General features: G+C 72.5%; 12 protein-coding genes. 10 read left to right on the forward strand and 2 right to left on the reverse strand.

The window, feature by feature from the left end:
• Positions 1 to 18 precede the first annotated feature (18 nt).
• On the forward strand, positions 19 to 576 hold the full coding sequence (locus tag BLU82_RS32350; RefSeq protein ID WP_197682616.1) for a MerR family transcriptional regulator: 558 nt from the start codon (positions 19 to 21) through the stop codon (positions 574 to 576).
• On the opposite strand, the gene BLU82_RS32355 is transcribed toward BLU82_RS32350, so the two are convergent.
• Positions 540 to 1,439 (reverse strand): LysR family transcriptional regulator, encoded by a 900-nt coding sequence (locus tag BLU82_RS32355; protein ID WP_092624905.1) that lies wholly within the window; start codon positions 1,437 to 1,439, stop codon positions 540 to 542. The genes BLU82_RS32350 and BLU82_RS32355 overlap by 37 nt on opposite strands.
• 87 nt (positions 1,440 to 1,526) lie before the next feature.
• On the opposite strand from BLU82_RS32355, the gene gabT reads away from it, so the two are divergent.
• The 4 genes from gabT to BLU82_RS32375 are packed head-to-tail and all read left to right on the forward strand — an operon-like array spanning position 1,527 to position 7,690.
• Positions 1,527 to 2,846, forward strand: a complete 1,320-nt coding sequence (gene gabT, locus BLU82_RS32360) for a 4-aminobutyrate--2-oxoglutarate transaminase (RefSeq protein WP_092624906.1) — start codon at positions 1,527 to 1,529, stop codon at positions 2,844 to 2,846.
• The gene (locus tag BLU82_RS32365) at positions 2,843 to 4,324 is read left to right on the forward strand and encodes an NAD-dependent succinate-semialdehyde dehydrogenase (protein WP_231947642.1); all 1,482 of its coding nucleotides are present in this window, start codon (positions 2,843 to 2,845) and stop codon (positions 4,322 to 4,324) included. Before gabT ends, BLU82_RS32365 begins: the two co-directional genes overlap by 4 nt.
• A complete protein-coding gene (locus BLU82_RS32370; protein WP_092626678.1) occupies positions 4,321 to 5,754 on the forward strand; it encodes an aminobutyraldehyde dehydrogenase in 1,434 nt (477 codons plus the stop codon). Before BLU82_RS32365 ends, BLU82_RS32370 begins: the two co-directional genes overlap by 4 nt.
• Before the next feature lie 4 nt (positions 5,755 to 5,758).
• Positions 5,759 to 7,690 (forward strand): primary-amine oxidase, encoded by a 1,932-nt coding sequence (locus BLU82_RS32375; protein WP_092624907.1) that lies wholly within the window; start codon positions 5,759 to 5,761, stop codon positions 7,688 to 7,690.
• On the opposite strand, the gene BLU82_RS35880 is transcribed toward BLU82_RS32375, so the two are convergent.
• Entirely contained in the window at positions 7,665 to 8,138 is a 474-nt protein-coding gene (locus BLU82_RS35880) for an Lrp/AsnC family transcriptional regulator (RefSeq protein WP_231947643.1), read from the reverse strand. The genes BLU82_RS32375 and BLU82_RS35880 overlap by 26 nt on opposite strands.
• A 298-nt stretch (positions 8,139 to 8,436) precedes the next feature.
• Here BLU82_RS35880 and BLU82_RS32385 point away from each other — a divergent pair, with 298 nt between their 5' ends.
• From BLU82_RS32385 to BLU82_RS32405, 5 genes are all read left to right on the forward strand, one after another.
• Positions 8,437 to 9,882: an amidase gene (locus BLU82_RS32385; RefSeq protein ID WP_092624909.1), complete on the forward strand. Its 1,446-nt coding sequence runs from the start codon at positions 8,437 to 8,439 to the stop codon at positions 9,880 to 9,882.
• Positions 9,883 to 9,927: 45 nt separating this feature from the next.
• Positions 9,928 to 11,163, forward strand: coding sequence for a S9 family peptidase (locus tag BLU82_RS32390; protein ID WP_092624910.1), 1,236 nt, complete (start codon positions 9,928 to 9,930; stop codon positions 11,161 to 11,163).
• 80 nt (positions 11,164 to 11,243) lie between these two features.
• Positions 11,244 to 12,686: an ABC transporter substrate-binding protein gene (locus BLU82_RS32395; RefSeq protein WP_157741406.1), complete on the forward strand. Its 1,443-nt coding sequence runs from the start codon at positions 11,244 to 11,246 to the stop codon at positions 12,684 to 12,686.
• Positions 12,679 to 14,907, forward strand: a complete 2,229-nt coding sequence (locus BLU82_RS32400) for an ATP-binding protein (protein ID WP_092624912.1) — start codon at positions 12,679 to 12,681, stop codon at positions 14,905 to 14,907. Before BLU82_RS32395 ends, BLU82_RS32400 begins: the two co-directional genes overlap by 8 nt.
• Entirely contained in the window at positions 14,904 to 17,762 is a 2,859-nt protein-coding gene (locus BLU82_RS32405; protein ID WP_092624913.1) for a branched-chain amino acid ABC transporter permease/ATP-binding protein, read from the forward strand. The genes BLU82_RS32400 and BLU82_RS32405 overlap by 4 nt, the downstream gene beginning before the upstream one ends.
• The last annotated feature ends 35 nt before the right edge of the window (positions 17,763 to 17,797 follow it).

Below are 17,797 nucleotides of genomic sequence, written 5' to 3' on the forward strand. Positions count from 1 at the left end.
TTGATGTCAACTGGACCGATGAGCGTCTCGATCGGCCAGGCCGCCGCCCGCTTCGGCCTCGCGCCGTCCACCCTGCGGTGGTGGGAGTCCCAGGGCGTGCTGCGCGCGCCGTCGCGGCGCAACGGCCGGCGCGCCTACACCGAGACAGACCTGCGCCGCATCGGCCTCGCCTACCTGTGCTGCGTCACCGGTGCGATGCCGCTCGACCAGGCCGCCGTCGTCACGTCGGCGAGCCGGAACCAGGACTGGCAGGAGGCCGTGCAGCGCCATGCCGACGTCGTCGCGGAGCGCATCGAGCGGCTGCGCCGGGCCCAGGCGTACCTGCTGCACCTGCTCCGGTGCCCCGACGACGACATCGTCCGCGACTGCCCCTACCTCGACGACGAACTGCGCCGCCACGTCCCGGCTAGCCGTGACGAAACGCGTGGCGAAACAGCTGCGGCCTCAGGCCGCCAGTGCTTCGTCTGCGGGGAGCCGCTCACGCAACCCGCCCGCGGCCGGCCCCGCCGGTACTGCTCGCCCGCCTGCCGGCAGCGGCGCTACCGCGCGTCGGGCGGCAGCACCTGGGGGCCGTAGCGCTCGGCGCAGAACCCGCGCAGCCGGGCGGCGAACGACCCGAGGGTGGGTGAGGCGTGGTGGCTGGGCCGCCAGGCGGCCCAGAGGTGGATGCGCAACGCGGCGCCCTTGTGCAGGATCTCCAGCGGGTGCAGGCCGAACCGGGGGTCGTCGGTGACGACGGCGGCGCCGCGGCCGGCGGCGGCGAGGGCCTGGGCGACCTGGGCGTTGGAGGTCTCGACGGCCGACTCGAGGGCGAGCCCGGCCTGGTGCAGCGCGCCGTCGAGGATCTGCCGGGTCTTGAGGTGCGGCGGCAGCACGACGACCGGCATCGCCGCCAGCTCGTCCAGGGTGACGCCCGGGCGGCCGGACCACGGGTGGTCGGCGCGAACGTAGGCGAACACCGGCAGGACGGCGATGGCCGTGCGGGCCAGCTCGCGGTGCGGCCGCTCGGTGACGATGACGAGGTCGACGCCGCGGTCGAGGGCGGCGTAGGCGTCGTCGGGTCCGGACTCGATGACCGTCGGGACGGGGTCGTCGTCGCGGAGGGTGGCGAGGAACGGCGCCAGCACGTCGGTCAGCGTGGTGGTCGGCGCGGCCAGCGCGATGTGGCCGAGCCGCCCGGCGGCCAGCTCGGCCGCCGCCTGCTTCGCGTGCTCGGCCCGCACCAGCAGGTCGCGCGCGATCGGCAGGAACTCGCGGCCGGCCGCGCTCAGCACCAACCGGCCCCGGACCCGGGCGAACAGGTCGGCGCCCAGCTCGCGTTCGAGCTGGCGCAGCTGCCGCGAGAGCGCCGGCTGGGTCAGGTGCAGCTCGGCCGCCGCGCCGCTCGCGGTGCCGACGTCGGCTGTGGCGACGAAGTAACGCAGTACCCGGAGCTCCATCGCACCCCTCAGACATGCTCAGCAGGCATAGGTCGTCATGCTATCGGGTATTGGACGGCATGAAGTGGCGGACCTCACGATGGGCCCATGCCGCTGACCCAGATCCGGAAGGTCGTGACGGCCATCCCCGGCCCGCGATCCGTCGCGTTGATGACCCGCAAGGCCCAGGCGGTCGCGCCCGGCGTGGCCACGACGATGCCCGTCTTCGCCGTCGAGGCGGCCGGCGGCATCGTGCGCGACGCCGACGACAACCAGCTCATCGACCTCGGGTCGGGCATCGCCGTGACGACGGTCGGCGTCAGCGCGCCGCGGGTGGTCGAGGCCGTCGCCGCGCAGGCCGCCGCGTTCACCCACACCTGCTTCATGGTGACGCCGTACGAGGCGTACGTGCAGGTCGCCGAGGCCCTGAACCGGCTGACCCCGGGCGAGCACGAGAAGCGCACCGTGCTGTTCAACTCCGGCGCCGAGGCGGTCGAGAACGCCGTCAAGATCGCCCGCACCTACACCGGCAAGCAGGCCGTCGTCGTGTTCGACCACGCCTACCACGGCCGCACCAACCTCACGATGGCCATGACGGCCAAGTCGGCGCCGTACAAGAACGGCTTCGGCCCGTTCGCGCCCGAGGTGTACCGGGCGCCGCTGTCCTACCCGTACCGCGACGGCGGCACCGACGGCGCCGCGGCCGCGCGGCGGGCGATCGACGTCATCGAGACGCAGGTCCGCGCCGAGAACCTGGCCGCCGTCGTCATCGAGCCGATCCAGGGCGAGGGCGGGTTCATCGTCCCGGCGCCGGGCTTCCTCGCGGCGCTGGCCGAGTGGTGCGGCGCGAACGGCGTGGTCTTCGTGGCCGACGAGGTGCAGTCCGGCCTCGCCCGCACCGGCGCCATGTACGCGTGCGAGCACGAGGACGTCGTCCCGGACCTCGTCGTGACGGCGAAGGGCGTCGCCGACGGGCTGCCGCTGTCGGCCGTCACCGGGCGCGCGGAGATCATGGACGCCCCCAAGGGCGGCGGCCTGGGCGGCACCTACGGCGGCAACCCGCTGGCCTGCGCGGCCGCGCTCGCCACCATCGCCACCATCGAGGCCGACGGGCTGATCGAGCGGGCCCGGAAGATCGGCGCGGTGCTCCGCGACCGGCTGGAGGGCCTGGCCGCCACCGACCCGCGCATCGGCGACGTCCGTGGGCGCGGCGCGATGATGGCGGTCGAGCTGGTCGGCCCGGACGGCGCGCCGGACGCGGCGCTGGCCCGGGCCGTGGCCGCCGGCTGCCACGCCCGCGGCGTCATCGTGCTGACCTGCGGCACCTACGGCAACGTGCTGCGGCTGTTGCCGCCGCTGGTGATCGACGACGAGCTGCTGCACGACGGACTGGACGTGCTCGAAGAGGCCCTGGGAGGCCGGCCGTGACCACCCTGACGACGGACGGCCTGGCCGCCCACCTGGACCAGCTCGACCCGGCCAACGGCGTCTTCGTCGGGGGCCGCTGGCGGCCCGCGGCGGCCACCTTCGCCGTCGACGACCCCGCTACCGGTGACGTGCTGGCCGCCGTCAGCGACGCGACAGTGCGGGACGCCGCCGACGCGGTGACCGCCGCGGCCGCGGCCGCGCCCGGCTGGCGGCGCACGGCGCCCCGGCGGCGGGCGGAGGCGCTGCGCCGCGCCTACGAGCTGATGACGGCCGACGCGGACCGGCTGACGATGCTGATCGCGGCCGAGAACGGCAAGTCGCTGGCCGACGCGGCCGGCGAGGTCACGTACGCCGCCGAGTTCTTCCGCTGGTTCTCCGAGGAGACGGCCCGGACGTCGGGCAGCTACGGCGAGTCGCCGGCCGGCGACACCCGCATCGTCGTGACGCACCGGCCGGTAGGCGTCGCCGCGCTGGTCACGCCGTGGAACTTCCCCGCGGCGATGGCCACCCGCAAGATCGCGCCCGCGCTCGCGGCCGGGTGCACGGTCGTGCTCAAGCCCGCGTCGCAGACCCCGCTGACGGCGCTCGCCATCGCCCGCATCCTGGCCGACGCCGGCGTCCCCGACGGCGTCGTGAACGTGGTCCCGACGACGGACTCCCGCGGCGTCGTCGCGGCGTGGCTGGCCGACCCGCGGGTCCGCAAGATCTCCTTCACCGGCTCGACCGAGGTCGGGCGGGCGCTGCTCAAGCAGGCCGCGGACCGGGTGGTGAACTCGTCGATGGAGCTGGGCGGGAACGCGCCGTTCATCGTCACCGCGGACGCCGACCTCGACGAGGCGGTCGCCGGCGCGATGGTGGCGAAGTTCCGCAACGGCGGCCAGGCCTGCACGGCCGCCAACCGGTTCTACGTCCACGAGCAGGTGGCCGACGCGTTCGTCGCGAAGCTCGGCGCGGCCGTCGAAGCCCTGACCGTCGGCCCGGCCACGACCGGCGCGCAGATCGGCCCGCTCATCTCCGCCACCGCGGTCGCCGACGTGCGGGCGCTGGTCGACGCGGCTGTCGCCGGTGGCGCGACGGTGACCCATCGGGCCACCGTGCCCGCGGGGCTGACCGGGCACTTCGTCGCCCCGGTCGTGCTGCGTGACGTGCCGCCGGACTCGCCGGTCGTCACCGAGGAGATCTTCGGGCCGGTCGCCCCGGTCGTGACCTGGCGACACGAGGACGAGCTGCTGGGCATGGTGAACGGCAGCGAGTATGGTCTGGCCGCCTACGTCTACGCCGGTGACCTGCGGCGGGCGCTGCGCCTCGCCGAGGCCGTCGACGCGGGCATGGTCGGCGTGGGCCGCGGGCTGGTCTCCGACCCGGCGGCGCCGTTCGGCGGCGTGAAGCAGAGCGGGCTCGGCCGGGAGGGCGCCCGGCAGGGCCTGGAGGAGTTCACCGAGACCCAGTACTTCAGCATCGGATGGAGCGGCGCATGACCACGGTCCAGAACTTCGTCGGCGGCGAGTCGGCGCCGGCCGCGTCGGGCGCGACGATGCCCCTGGTCGATCCGTCCACCGGTGAGACCTACGGCGAGGCGCCGCTGTCCGGCGAGGCCGACGTCGCCGCCGCCTACGAGGCGGCGGCGAAGGCGTTCACCGGGTGGCGGCGCAGCACGCCGGCCGAGCGGCAGAAGGCGCTGCTCGGCATCGCCGACGAGGTCGAGCGGCACGCCGACGAGCTGGTGGCGGCCGAGGGCCGCGACACCGGCAAGCCGGCGCACCTCACGGCGGCGGAGGAGATCCCGCCGATGGCCGACCAGCTGCGCTTCTTCGCCGGTGCGGCCCGTGTCCTCGAGGGCCGGTCCGCGGGGGAGTACCTGGCGGGTCACACCTCGTGGGTGCGCCGCGAGCCGATCGGCGTGATCGGCCAGGTGACGCCGTGGAACTACCCGATGATGATGGCCGTCTGGAAGTTCGCCCCGGCCATCGCGGCGGGCAACACGGTGGTGCTCAAGCCGAGCGACACCACGCCGGTGACGACGGTGCTGCTGGCCGAGCTGGCCGCGCGGCACCTGCCGCCGGGCGTGCTGAACGTCGTCGCGGGCGACCGGAGCACCGGCGCGGCCGTCGTCGCCCATCCGGCGGCGCAGATGGTCTCGATCACCGGCTCGGTCGCGGCCGGGCGCGCGGTGGCGGCCGGCGCCGGCGAACGGCTGCAGCGCACGCACCTGGAGCTGGGCGGCAAGGCGCCGGTCATCGTCTTCCCCGACGCCGACCTCGCGGCCGCCGCCGCGACCATCGCCGAGGCCGGCTACTTCAACGCCGGCCAGGACTGCACCGCCGCCACCCGCGTGCTCGTCCACGAGTCCGCGGCCGCCGACTTCACCGCGGCGCTGACCGACCAGGCGGCCCAGGCGCGGACCACGTACGGCGCGCGGCCCGGCGACGAGGACGCCTGGATCCCGCCGGTGAACAACGCCCAGCAGCTCGACCGCGTCCTCGGCGCCATCGCCCGGACGCCGGACCACGCCACCGTGACCACCGGCGGCGCCCGCCAGGGCAGCACCGGTTTCTACGTCGAGCCGACCGTCATCGCCGGCCTGCGCCAGGACGACTGGCTCACCCAGCACGAGATCTTCGGCCCGGTCATCACGGTTCAGACCTTCCGCACCGAGGACGAGGCCGTCGAGCTGGCCAACGGCGTCGAGTACGGCCTGGCCTCCTCGGTGTGGACGGCGAACGTGCAGGTGGCGCTGCGGGTGTCGGCCGAGCTGGACTTCGGCTGCGTGTGGATCAACACCCACATCCCGCTGGTCGCGGAGATGCCGCACGGCGGCTTCAAGTCGTCCGGCCACGGCAAGGACCTGTCGGTCTACGGTCTCGAGGACTACACCCGCATCAAGCACGTCATGGCGTCGCTGGGCTGACACTGTGAGTGTGCACCCGCTGGATCCGTTGACGGCGGACGAGATCGACCTCGTCCGGGAGCTGCTGACGTCGGCGCACGGCGTCGGCGCGGGCTGGCGGTACGCGTCGATCGAGACCGTCGAGCCGGCCAAGGCCGACCTGGCGGCGTACGCGGACGGCGGGCCGCTGCCGCCCCGGCGCGCCGAGGTGGTCTGCTTCCGGCGCCGCGACGGCGAGACGCACCGCGCGCGGGTGGACCTGTCCGCCGCGGCCGTCGAGTCGTTCGAGCCGGTGCCCGGTGTGCAGCCGAACTTCACCATCGACGAGTGGGAGGAGTGCGACCACATGCTCCGCCACCACCCCGACGTGGTGGCGGCGCTGGCCGGGCGCGGCATCACCGACCTGTCGGCGGTGTTCATCGACACCTGGACGTACGGCGGCGCGCTGGTGCCCGACGCGTACGCCGGGCGCCGGCTGGGCTGGTCGGACGTGTGGGTGCGGCGGGTGGCCGGCGGCAACCCGTACGCGGGCCCCGTCAACGGGCTGCACTTCGTCGTCGACGTCGGCGCGATGGAGCTGCTGGAGATCGAGGACACCTACGCGGTGCCGCGACCGGAGATCATGGGCGAGTACCGCCCGCACCTGCTGCCCGAGGCGTTGCGCGGCCACCGCCCGCCGCGCGCGCCGCTCGAGGTGACCCAGCCCGGCGGCCCGGGGTTCAGCGTCGACGGGCACGAGGTCAGCTGGCAGAACTGGCGGCTGCGCATCGGGTTCAACCACCGCGAAGGGCTGACGCTGCACCAGGTCGGCTACACCGACGCCGGCCGGGAACGGCCGATCGCGCACAAGCTCTCGTTCGCCGAGATGATGGTCCCGTACCGCGATCCCGGCGTCGACCACTACCGCCGCACCGCCTTCGACATCGGCGAGTGGGGCCTGGGCTTCCTCACCCAGTCGCTGCGACTGGGCTGCGACTGCCTGGGCGAGATCCGCTACCTCGACGCGACGATGCACGACTCGACCGGCCGGCCGTACACCATCGCGAACGCGATCTGCCTGCACGAGGAGGACTCCGCCGTCGGCTGGAAGCACGTCGACCACGACGGCGCCGCGGAGGTGCGGCGGCAGCGGCGGTTCGTGGTGTCCTTCCACGTCACCGTCGCCAACTACGAGTACCTGACGTACTGGCGGTTCTACGAGGACGGCAGCATCGAGTGCGAGGTGCGGGCGACCGGGATCATGGTGGTCTCGCACCTCCCCGAGGGCGCCGCCCATCCGCACGGGACGCTCGTCGACACCCGCACGTACGCGCCGGTCCACCAGCACTTCGTCGTCGCCCGGCTGGACCTCGACGTCGACGGGACGGACAACACGGTGGTGCGCTCGGAGACGGTGACCGACCCGATCGGCCCGGCGAACCCGTACGGCCTCGGCGTCCGGCAGGTGAAGGCGCCGATCGTCGTCGAAGGGCCGGACGACTACGCCTGGGAGACCCAGCGCGCGTGGTCGGTGGTCAACCCGGACTCGCTCAACGCGCACGGCACGCCCGTCGGGTACAAGCTGGTCCCCGGCGCGGCCATCCCGTCGTTCTTCGACCCCGCCTCGCCGGTGTTCCAGCGGGCCGAGGTGGTCGGCCACACCGTCTGGGTCACCCCGCACGACCCGGACCAGCGCTGGCCGGCCGGCGAGTTCGTCAACCAGGGCGGTCCCGGCATGGGCATGCCGCAGTGGGTGGCGGCGCGACGCGCGACGGACCGCACCGACGTGGTGCTGTGGTACGTGTTCGGCATCCACCACATCCCGCGCCCCGAGGACTGGCCGGTGATGCCGGTGGACACGATCTCGTTCTGGCTCAAGCCGTCGGGGTTCTTCGACCGCAACCCCGCGCTGGACGTCGAGCCGCACCCGGCGCCGCATTGTCACGCACCGGTCACACCGCCCCCCACGAGTACGTGACCTTCTCGATCTTCAGGTAGGTGAACAGCTCGGTGCTGCGCACCCCGGGCGTGCGGCGGATGACGTCGTTGAGGATGCGCAGCAGCTCGCCCGGGTCGCGGCCGAGGACCTCGATGAGGATGTCGTAGCGCCCGGCCGACAGCACCACGTAGACGACCTCCTCGACCGCCGCCAGCGCCGACGCGACCTCCTGGAGGTCGCCGTCGACGTTGATGCCGATCATGGCCTGGACGTCGAAGCCCATCTTGAGCGGCTCGGAGACGGCCACCACCTCGATGGCGCCGCTGTCGATGAGGCGCTGGACGCGTTGCCGGGCGGCCGCGCGGGAGAGGCCCACCTGGGGGCCCAGCTTCGAGTAGGCGATGCGTCCGTCGACCTGGAGGACGCGGATGATCGCCTTGTCGATCTCGTCGAGTTCGACCTGCTGCGGACGCGATCCGTTGACCACGACGGCCTCCCTGAGTGGACGTTCTGCAGGGGCAATCCAATCGCACGGAATCGGCCCGCGCAACCGAACAATGCGCTCGCGGAAAGGTGGCCTCACTGACGATATGCACGTACTTGCTGATACAGCAGGCAGATCAAAACGCTCTCGAAACGTTGAAGAATCAATCCAATGAATCGTGAACCAAGATCTAGCCGTCAAAAAGCTTGTCACGCTCTGATCTGAGCGCCATACTGATGGCTCGTTCGAGTTTGCCGGTACCGACAGGAGACTGACGTGTCCGAGCCGTTGAAGCCGAACCATGAGTGACATCGCCGCATTGGATGCCGTCGGACAGGCCGAGCTGGTCCGTTCCGGCGACGTGACCCCACACGACCTGCTCGACGCGGCGATCAAGCGCATCGAGCAGGTCAACCCGCAGGTCAACGCCGTCATCACCACGATGTACGACGAGGCCGCGGCACAGATCGAGGCAGGACTGCCGGACGGCCCGTTCACCGGGGTGCCGTTCCTGCTCAAGGACGGCGGCGCCGTCGGGTACGCCGGCACCCGGCTGACGTCCGGCAGCCGCTACCTGCTCGACAACGTCTCCGCCGAGGACGGGCCGCTCACCCGCAGGTACCGGGCGGCCGGGCTGGTCTGCTCCGGCAAGACCAACCTGCCGGAGTTCGGCCTGCAGCCGACCACCGAGCCGGAGGCGTTCGGCCCGACCCGCAACCCGTGGAACCCCGCGCTGACGGCCGGCGGGTCCAGCGGCGGCGCGGCCGCCGCGGTCGCGACCCGCATGGTGCCGATGGCCAACGCCAGCGACAGCGGCGGGTCCATCCGCATCCCGGCGTCGTGCTGCGGCGTCTTCGGCATGAAGCCGACGCGGCTGCGCATCGCGTCCGCGCGCCGGCACCTCGGCGTCTCCATGCGCATGGCGTTCCTCAGCGAGAACTCCATCACGGTGTCGGTGCGCGACTCCGCGGCGCTGCTGGACGCCACCGCCGGGCCGGCGCCCGGCGATCCGTTCATCGCGCCGCGGCCGGAGCGGCCGTACCTCGAGGAGGTGTCCCGCGACCCGGGCCGGCTGCGGATCGTCGTCAGCCGCCGCTCGCCGATGGGCACGCCGCTCGACGCCGACACGCTGGCCGCCGTCGACGACGCCGCCCGGCTGTGCGAGAGCCTGGGCCACATCGTCGAGGAGGGCGTGCCCACCCTCGACGTCGGCGGCCTGTCCGGCCCGTTCGCCGCCGTGTCGGCCGGCGGGCTGGCCTGGGACATCGCCCGGCTGGAGCGCTCGACCGGCAAGCCGGCCGTCGAGGAGCTGTTCGAGCCGGCCACCTGGGAACTGATCCAGCGCGGCCGGTCCACGACCACCTCCGTCAGCGACTTCATGGACGCGCTGGCCGAGCTGCAGACGCTGTGCGACGACCTGGCCGCGTTCCAGGCGCCGTACGACGTGTGGCTCACCCCGACCACGGGCAGCACGCCGCCGCCGCTGGGCACGTTCGCGTCGACGGCCGACGACCCCACCCGCGGCATGCGTGCGTCGGCCGGCTTCGTCGCCTTCACGTCGCTCATCAACGTCAGCGGCCAGCCGGCCATGACCGTGCCGCTGTACTGGACCGACGACGGCGTGCCGATCGGCGCGCACTTCGTGGGGCCCTACGGCGACGAGGGGATGCTGTTCCGCCTCGCCGCGCAACTCGAGCGGGCCCGCCCGTGGGCCGGCCGTATCCCGCCACTCGGCGTCGCCGCCTGAAGCACCGGCGACCCCGTCGACATCACCGACGAGTAGGAGCGCCCGATGACCACCGCCGTACCCTCCGTCAACCCGCTCTTCCCGGGCCAGCACTGGACCTCGCACCAGTTCATCGCCGACGAGGTGATGGACGACCAGTTCAAGCACCACCTCGGCATGATGCTCTTCGGCATGTCCGACCTCGGCGAATGCCTGGAGGTGGCCCGCTCCATCGCCGTCGACGACGAGGAGAGCTGGATCCAGGCCTGGACGCCGATGGCGCGGGCCCTGCAGGACCGCGCCGAGTCCGCCGAGGCCGCCGGCCGCACCGTCACCGCGGCCGACTGTCACCTGCGCGCGTCGACCTACTGGCGCGCCTCGCTCATGCACTTCGGCCCGCCCGACGACCCGCGGATGGCCGAGCACGCCCGCCGCAGCTACCAGCACTACGACCGCTACCTGGAGCTCAGCGGCTACCCGGGCGAGTACCTCGCCATCCCGTACGAGGGCTCGTCCCTGCCGTCCTACCTCTACCGCAGCCCGGTCGCGGACCCGTCGGCGCCGCTGCTGATCTTCTTCCAGGGCCGCGACGCCTGGCCCGAGGACACCCGGTGGGTGTACGACGGCGCGATCCGCCGCGGCATCCACTGCCTGGCCGTCCAGTGTCCCGGCCAGGGCCTGGCGCTGCGGCTCAACGGGCTGCCGTTCCGGCCCGACTGGGAGAACGTCGTGACGCCGATCGTCGACGTCGCGGTCGGCCTCGACGGCGTCGACGCGGACCGGATCGCGCTGATGGGCCTGAGCTTCGGCGGCTACCTGGCGCCGCGGGCAGCGGCGTACGAGAAGCGGCTGAAGCTCTGCATCGCCGACCCCGGCGTCCTCAGCTGGTGGGCCAGCATCAGCGCGGGCCTGCCCCCGTCGCTGATGGAGGCCTACGGCGAGGGCCCGGAGGTCTTCAACGCCGCCGCGGCGGCCATCGCGGAGCAGTCGTCGACGGCCGGCTGGTTCCTGCGCGACTCGTGCTGGAAGCACGGCGTCGACACGCCGTACGCGCTGATGAAGGAGTTCGAGGCCTGCGACCTCACCGACGTCGCCAAGCTCATCGAGTGCGAGACGCTCGTGATGGACGGCGTCGACGAACGCTTCTCCACCGGTCAGGCCGAGCAGCTCTACGAGGCGCTCGAGTGCCCCAAGGAGCTGATGCTCTTCGGCACCGAGTCGACCGCTCAACTGCACTGCCAGAACGGCGCCACCGCCACTGCTGCCGAGCACCTCTTCGACTGGCTGGCCGACCGCCTGTAGCGGGCGCCCTCATCTACGGAGAGTCCCTCATGCGTTCTGACGGATTACGAGCCTGCGCGCTCGCTCTTGGATGTCTGATCGTGGCCGGCGGCTGTTCGGGCGTCGTCCGCAGCACCGACGACGACCCCGCCGCCGCACCGACCTCGTCGGCGCCGGGCGTCGCCGAGTCGTTCGACAGCCGGTTCACCGGCACTGAGGCGTTCTGCACCGCGGACACCGGCGACCACCAGCCGGAGGAGGTCGAGCCGGGCATCACCGCCGACTCGGTGGTCCTGACGAACGTGCGGCTGCGGCTGGAGGACCTCGTGGAGGTCGGCTTCGCCGAGGACGTCGGCGACACCGCCGACCAGGTCGAGACGTTCGTGCGCATCGTCAACGAGGAGTGCGGCGGCATCAACGGGCGCCTGATCGAGCTGAACACCGTCGAGGTCGCGGTGCCCGGGTTCGGCGCCACCGATCCGCAGGTCGAGGCCCAGCAGGTGTGCACGCAGATCGCGAAGGACCAGCACGCCCTCGGCGCCTTCTCCTTCACCGGGGTCGGGAACCCGCTGGCCGGGTGCCTCACCGGGCCCAACGACGTCATCTACGTGACGACGTACGACCTCGGCGCGCAGGACTTCGACGCCGCCGACGGCATGCTGTTCTCGGTCAACCACTCGCCGGCCGACATCCTCACCTACGCCGCGAGGGAGCTGGCCGGCGAGCTCGAGGGCCGGCCGATCGGCGTCGTCTACACCGACACCGAACCGAACCCGCAGGTCGTCCAGGAAGGCCTGGTCGCCGAGCTGGAACGGCTCGGCCTCGACGTCGCCCGCGTCGACGCCATCGGCTGCGACGCCGGCAACTGCACCGACGGCCTGATCGAGTCGGTGCAGGGCATGCGCGCCGACGGCGTCGAGGTGGTGTTCCCGCTGCTCGACACCATCACCATGCCCACGTACCTGGGCGAGATGGTCACGCAGGGCTTCCAGCCCGGCGACGTCGAGTTCGTGAACACCAGCTTCCAGGCCCAGGACAGCGAGCTGGTCACCGGCAAGATCGTCCAGTTCGCCGGCGAGGCCGCGGCCGCGCTCTACAACGGCGCCACGATCGTCTCGGGCAGCCGGGCCGGCGAGCACCGCCTCGACGACTTCGTCCCCGACCCGTTCGTCGAGATGTGCAACAGCGTCTACGCCGAGTACAGCGACGTGATCGACGCGCCGTACGACCTGCTCGACGACGCCGACAACCTGCGGGCGAGCAACGTGGCCTCCAGCTGTTCGGGGATCCGGCTGTTCGCCCGGGCGATCGAGGCGGCCGGTGCGAACCCGACCCGGCAGGACGTCGCGGCCGTCCTGGCCGGCTTCGGCGACTTCGACCACGGCGAGTCGCTGCCGGCGAGCTTCGGCCCCGGCAAACCGACCGGCCCCGACGCGATCGTGATCGAGCGGTTCCACTATCCGTGCCCGGCGGAGTTCGGCAGCGCCTCACCGCACTGCATCGTGCCCGAGACCGACTTCCTCCCGCTGCCGGCCGATGACTGAGCCGGCGGATCCGGGCGGGCCGCGGACCGCGACGCTGACCGCGGCGGTCCTGGCGGAGGAGTCGCGGCGGCAGGAGGCGCAGAGCCAGCGGTCCGAGCCGCTGGTGCTGCCCGACGAGCTGCTGCCGGCGGTCGGCGCCGCAGAGCTGTCGGTACGCGAGACGCTGCGCCGCGGCGGCTGGGCGATCGTGACGCTGGCCGTGCTGCTCGTGGTCATCGAGCAGCTCAGCCGCGAGACCACGAACGTGCTCGCGCCGGACATCCGCGCCTACTTCGGGCTGTCCGACACCGGGCTGATGGCGCTGGCCAGCTTCGGCGGCATCGCGCTGGTGCTCGGCGCGGTGCCGATGGCGTGGCTGGCCGACCGCGTGCCGCGCAAGTACGTCGTGGCCGGCTCCGCCGGTGGCGCGGCGATCTGCCTGGTCGGTGCGGCCCTGGCGGGCAACACGTTCCAGCTGTTCCTCGCCTACTCGGGCATCGGGCTCGCCGCCGCCTACTCCACGCCGGTGTTCGGCTCGCTCATCTCCGACGGCTATCCGCTGGAGGGCCGCGGGCGGATCTTCTCGCTGCACGCGATGGCGACGCCGCTGGGCCTGGCGCTCGGGCCGTTCACCGCCGGGAGCATCGCCACCTTGGCCGGCGGCGCTGAGGGCTGGCGGTGGGCGTACCTCGCCCTGGCCGTGCCGGTCGCGGTGCTGGCGATCGCAGCGCTGGTGTTCCTGCGCGAGCCGGTGCGCGGACGGTACGAGCAGGAGACGGTCACCGGCGAGGTGCTGGACCAGAGCGATCGCGGCGGCGAGCTGCCGATCACCATCGGGACGGCGTTCGCCCGGATGAAGAAGATCAAGACCTTCTACTTCATGTGCCTCGGCATCGGCGCGCTCGGGCTCGCCCTCATCACCGTCCCGCTGCAGCTGACGCTGTTGCTGCGGGACGAGTACGGGTACGGCGCCTTCACCCGCGGCTGGATCCTGTCGCTCTGCCAGATCCCGTCGATCGTCGCCATGCTGATCGCCGGCCGGCGCTTCGACCGGATGTACCGGGTCGACCCCGCCCGCACGATGCGGGTGGCGGGCTTCGCCATCGTCGCCTACGGCGTGCTGACGCTGGTCGCGCTGCGGCTGCAGCAGCCGGCGCTGCTGCTGGTCTGCTACGCGCTGGCGACCGCGTTCACCGGCATGGCGCTGGTGGCGATCAACCCGCTGGTGGCCTCCGTCGCGCCGTACCGGCTGCGGGCCCAGGCGTTCGCCATCGTGCCGATCTTCACGTTCCTGATGGGCGGCTTCCTCGGCGCGCTGGTGGTGGGCGCCATCTCCGACGCGCACGGCCAGCGGGTCGCGCTGACCATCGCGGTGCCGGTGTCGACGGTCGCCGGCGGCTACCTGTTCCACCGCGGCGCCCGCTACCTGCGTCAGGACATCTCACGGGCGGTCGAGGAGCTGCTGGAGGAACAGGAGGAGCGCCGCCGGATCGCCGCCGACCCGCAGGGCACCCCGGTGCTGCAGGTGCGCAACCTGGACTTCAGCTACGGCACGGTGCAGGTGCTGTTCGGCATCGACCTGGAGGTGGCGCGCGGCGAGGTGCTGGCGCTGCTCGGCACGAACGGCGCCGGCAAGTCGAGCCTGTTGCGGGTCATCAGCGGGCTGGGCATCCCCGACCGCGGTGTCATCCGGCTCAACGGGCGGTCGCTCACCTACGCCGAGGCGGAGCTGCGCTTCCGCGCCGGGGTCGTGCAGCTGCGCGGCGGCGCGGGCGTCTTCCCCGAGCTGACGGTGACGGAGAACCTGCGGACCGCGCTGCTCACCACCGACCTGTCACCGGCGGAGGCGAAGGACCGGGTCGACCGCGCCCTCGGCCGGTTCCCGGCGCTGGCCGACGCCCGGCAGTGCCGCGCCTGCGACCTGTCCGGCGGGCAGCAGCAGATGGTCGCGCTGGCGATGACGCTGGTGCACGAGCCCGAGCTGCTGATCATCGACGAGCTGTCGCTCGGGCTGGCGCCGGTCGTGGTGCAGGAGCTGCTCGCCGTCGTCGAGGAGCTCAAGCGCGAGGGCACGACGATGATCATCGTCGAGCAGTCGCTCAACCTCGCGCTCTCCTTCGCCGACCGCGCCGTCTTCATGGAGAAGGGGCGGATCATGTTCGAGGGCTCGGCCGCCGAACTGGCCGGCCGCGACGACCTCGTCAGAGCCGTGTTCCTCGGCGAGACGCGGGGGTCGCGATGATCGACGTCTCCGCACAGATGCTCGTCAACGGCGTGATCGTCGGGCTCGTCTACGCGATCCTGGCGGCCGGCTTCGTGCTCGTGTACCGCGCGACCGGCGTGCTCAACTTCGCCGCGGGCGAGATGGGCGCGTTCGGCGTGGCCGTGTTCTGCTACCTCAGCGCGGGTCTCGGCGTGCCGTACTGGCCGGCCTTCGCCCTGGCCATCGCCGCGACCGCGATCGTCGGCCTGGTCGTCGAGCTCTCGGTGATCAGGCGGCTGTTCACCGCGTCGCGGCTGGTGGTGCTGATCGCCACCATCGGCGTGGCGCAGCTGCTGATGGTGGCCCGGATGTCGCTGCCCAAGAGCGGCTCGGAGCAGGCGTTCCCGCTGCCGTTCGACCTGTCCTGGCACGTCACCGACTCGATCCTGATCGTCGCCCGGGACGTGCTCGTGGTCATCGTCGCGCCGGTGACGATCATCGCGCTGGCGCTGTTCATGACGAGGTCCAAGTGGGGCCTGATGGTGCGGGCCACCGCCGCGAACCCCGACACCGCCCGCGTGTTCGGCCTCAGCGTGAAGACGACGTCGTCGATCGTGTGGACGCTGGCGGCCGCCTTCGCCGCCGTCACCGCCATCATGATCGCGCCCATCCAGGGCATCACGCCGGGCACCATCATCGGCTCCGGCGCCGCCGCGGTCGGCCCCGGCCTGCTGGTGCGCGCGCTGCTGGTCGCGCTGATCGCCCGGATGAGCTCGCTGCCGATGACCCTCGCCGGCGGACTGATCGTCGGCATCGGCGAGAGCGTGCTGCGCGGCAACGTCGACCAGGCGAACCGGTCCGTCGTCGACCTGTGGATCTTCGCCGCGACGATCCTGCTGCTGCTGTTCTGGGTCCGCGGCCGGCGGGGCGAGACGGCGCCGTCGCTCGGTGCCCGGGTGGCGGCGGTGCCGCAGCGGCTGCGGCGGCTCTGGTACGTCCGGCACCTGAACACCATGGGCTTCGTCGTGCTGTTCGCGCTGCTGGCGGTCATCCCGCTGGTGTTCACCCGGCAGAGCCAGCAGTTCGTGTGGACCGACGTGCTGGTGTTCGCGATGATGGCGCTCCCGCTGTCGATGCTGACCGGCTGGGCGGGGCAGTTCACCCTCGGCCAGTTCGCCTTCGTCGGCCTCGGGTCCGGCGTCATGGTCATGGTGACGCACGGCACCGAGCTGCCGTTCCTGCCCGGGTGGGGGCTGCAGCTGTCCTGGTGGACGGCGCTGCTGGTGGCCACGGCCGTGGGCGGCGCCGCGGCGCTGCTGGTCGGGCTGTCCGCGGTGCGCATGCGCGGCCCGTTCCTGGCCGTCGTCACGCTGGCGTTCGCCGTCGCCGCCTCGACCTGGATCTTCCGGCAGGCCTGGTTCACCGGCTCTCCGTGGTCGACGACCACGCCCTACATGGAGCCGCCGGTGCTGGGCGGCCTCGACTTCTCCGACCGCCGCACGTTCTACTTCCTCTGTCTGCTGGTGCTCGGGCTCATGGTGGCGGTCCTGTGCCTGATCCGGCGCGGCGGCATCGGCCGCGCCATGATCGCCGTCAGCAACAACGAGGACATGGCCGCGGCCGCCACCGTGTCGCCGGTGCGGATGAAGCTCATCGCGTTCGGCCTGTCCGGCGCGATGGCGGCGCTGGCCGGCTGCCTGTTCATCACGCTGCGGGTCGAGGTGGTGCCCGGCAGCACCTTCACCCCCGACGTGTCGTTGCTGCTGATCTCGGCGACGATCATCGGCGGGGTCGGCTCGGTGGCCGGGCCCATCCTCGGCGCCCTGTTCGTCCGCGGGCTGCCGGCGCTGTTCGGCGACCTCGACGAGGTGCGTCTGCTGACCAGCGGCATCGGTCTGCTCATCCTGCTCATGTACTTCCCGGGCGGGCTGATGCAGATCGTCTACGGCGTCCGTGGTCTCGTCCTCGGCGCGATCGGCGCCCGCACGGAGCCGGAACCGGTGTCCGCCCGCCCGGCCACGGCGACCCCGCGGCCGCGTGCCGACGCACCGGACGTGCCCGCCGGGACCGCGGCCGCCGCGGCGCCGTGGCTGCGGCTCACCGGCGTGAGCGTGCACTTCGGCGGCAACCGCGCCGTCGACGGGGTGGACCTCGAGGTCCGGCCCGGCGAGCTGGTCGGCCTGATCGGCACCAACGGCGCCGGCAAGTCGACGCTGATGAACGCCGTCAGCGGGCTGGTGCCGTCGACGGGGACGATCGAGCTGCTCGGCTCCGACGTCAACGGCCTGCCGGCGCACCGCCGCCATCGTCGTGGTCTCGGCCGCGGCTTCCAGGCGGCCCGGCTGTACCCCGACCTCACGGTGCGCGAGACCGTCATGGTCGCCCTGGAGGCGCGGTCGCGCACGCTGCTGCTGCCCTCGATCACCGGGCTGCCGCCCGCGCCGGGCGCCGAACGGCGCAAGCGGGCCGCCGCCGACGACGTCATCGACCTGCTCGGGCTCGGTCATTTCGCCGACGAGTTCACGGCGAACCTCTCGACCGGGACCCGCCGCATCGTCGAGCTCGGCTGCCTGATCGCGGCCGACGCGAAGGTGCTCATGCTCGACGAGCCCACCGGCGGCGTCGCCCAGCGCGAGACCGAGGCGTTCGGTCCGCTGATCGTCCGGATCCAGCGCGAGCTGGGCGCGTCGCTGCTGGTCATCGAGCACGACATGCCGTTGATCATGGCGATCTCCGACCGCGTGTACTGCCTGGAGGCCGGCCGGGTGATCGCCGAGGGGACGCCGGAACGGATCCGGCGCGACCCCGCCGTCATCGCGTCGTACCTCGGCACCGACGAACGGGCCATCCAGCGATCGGACCAGTTGTCCTCGTCCACCCCGACAGCTTCGTGAAAGGGAGCTCATGACGTCCGAAAACCCCTTCGGGT

It is taken from the genome of Jiangella sp. DSM 45060 (genome assembly GCF_900105175.1).
Lineage (GTDB): Bacteria > Actinomycetota > Actinomycetes > Jiangellales > Jiangellaceae > Jiangella.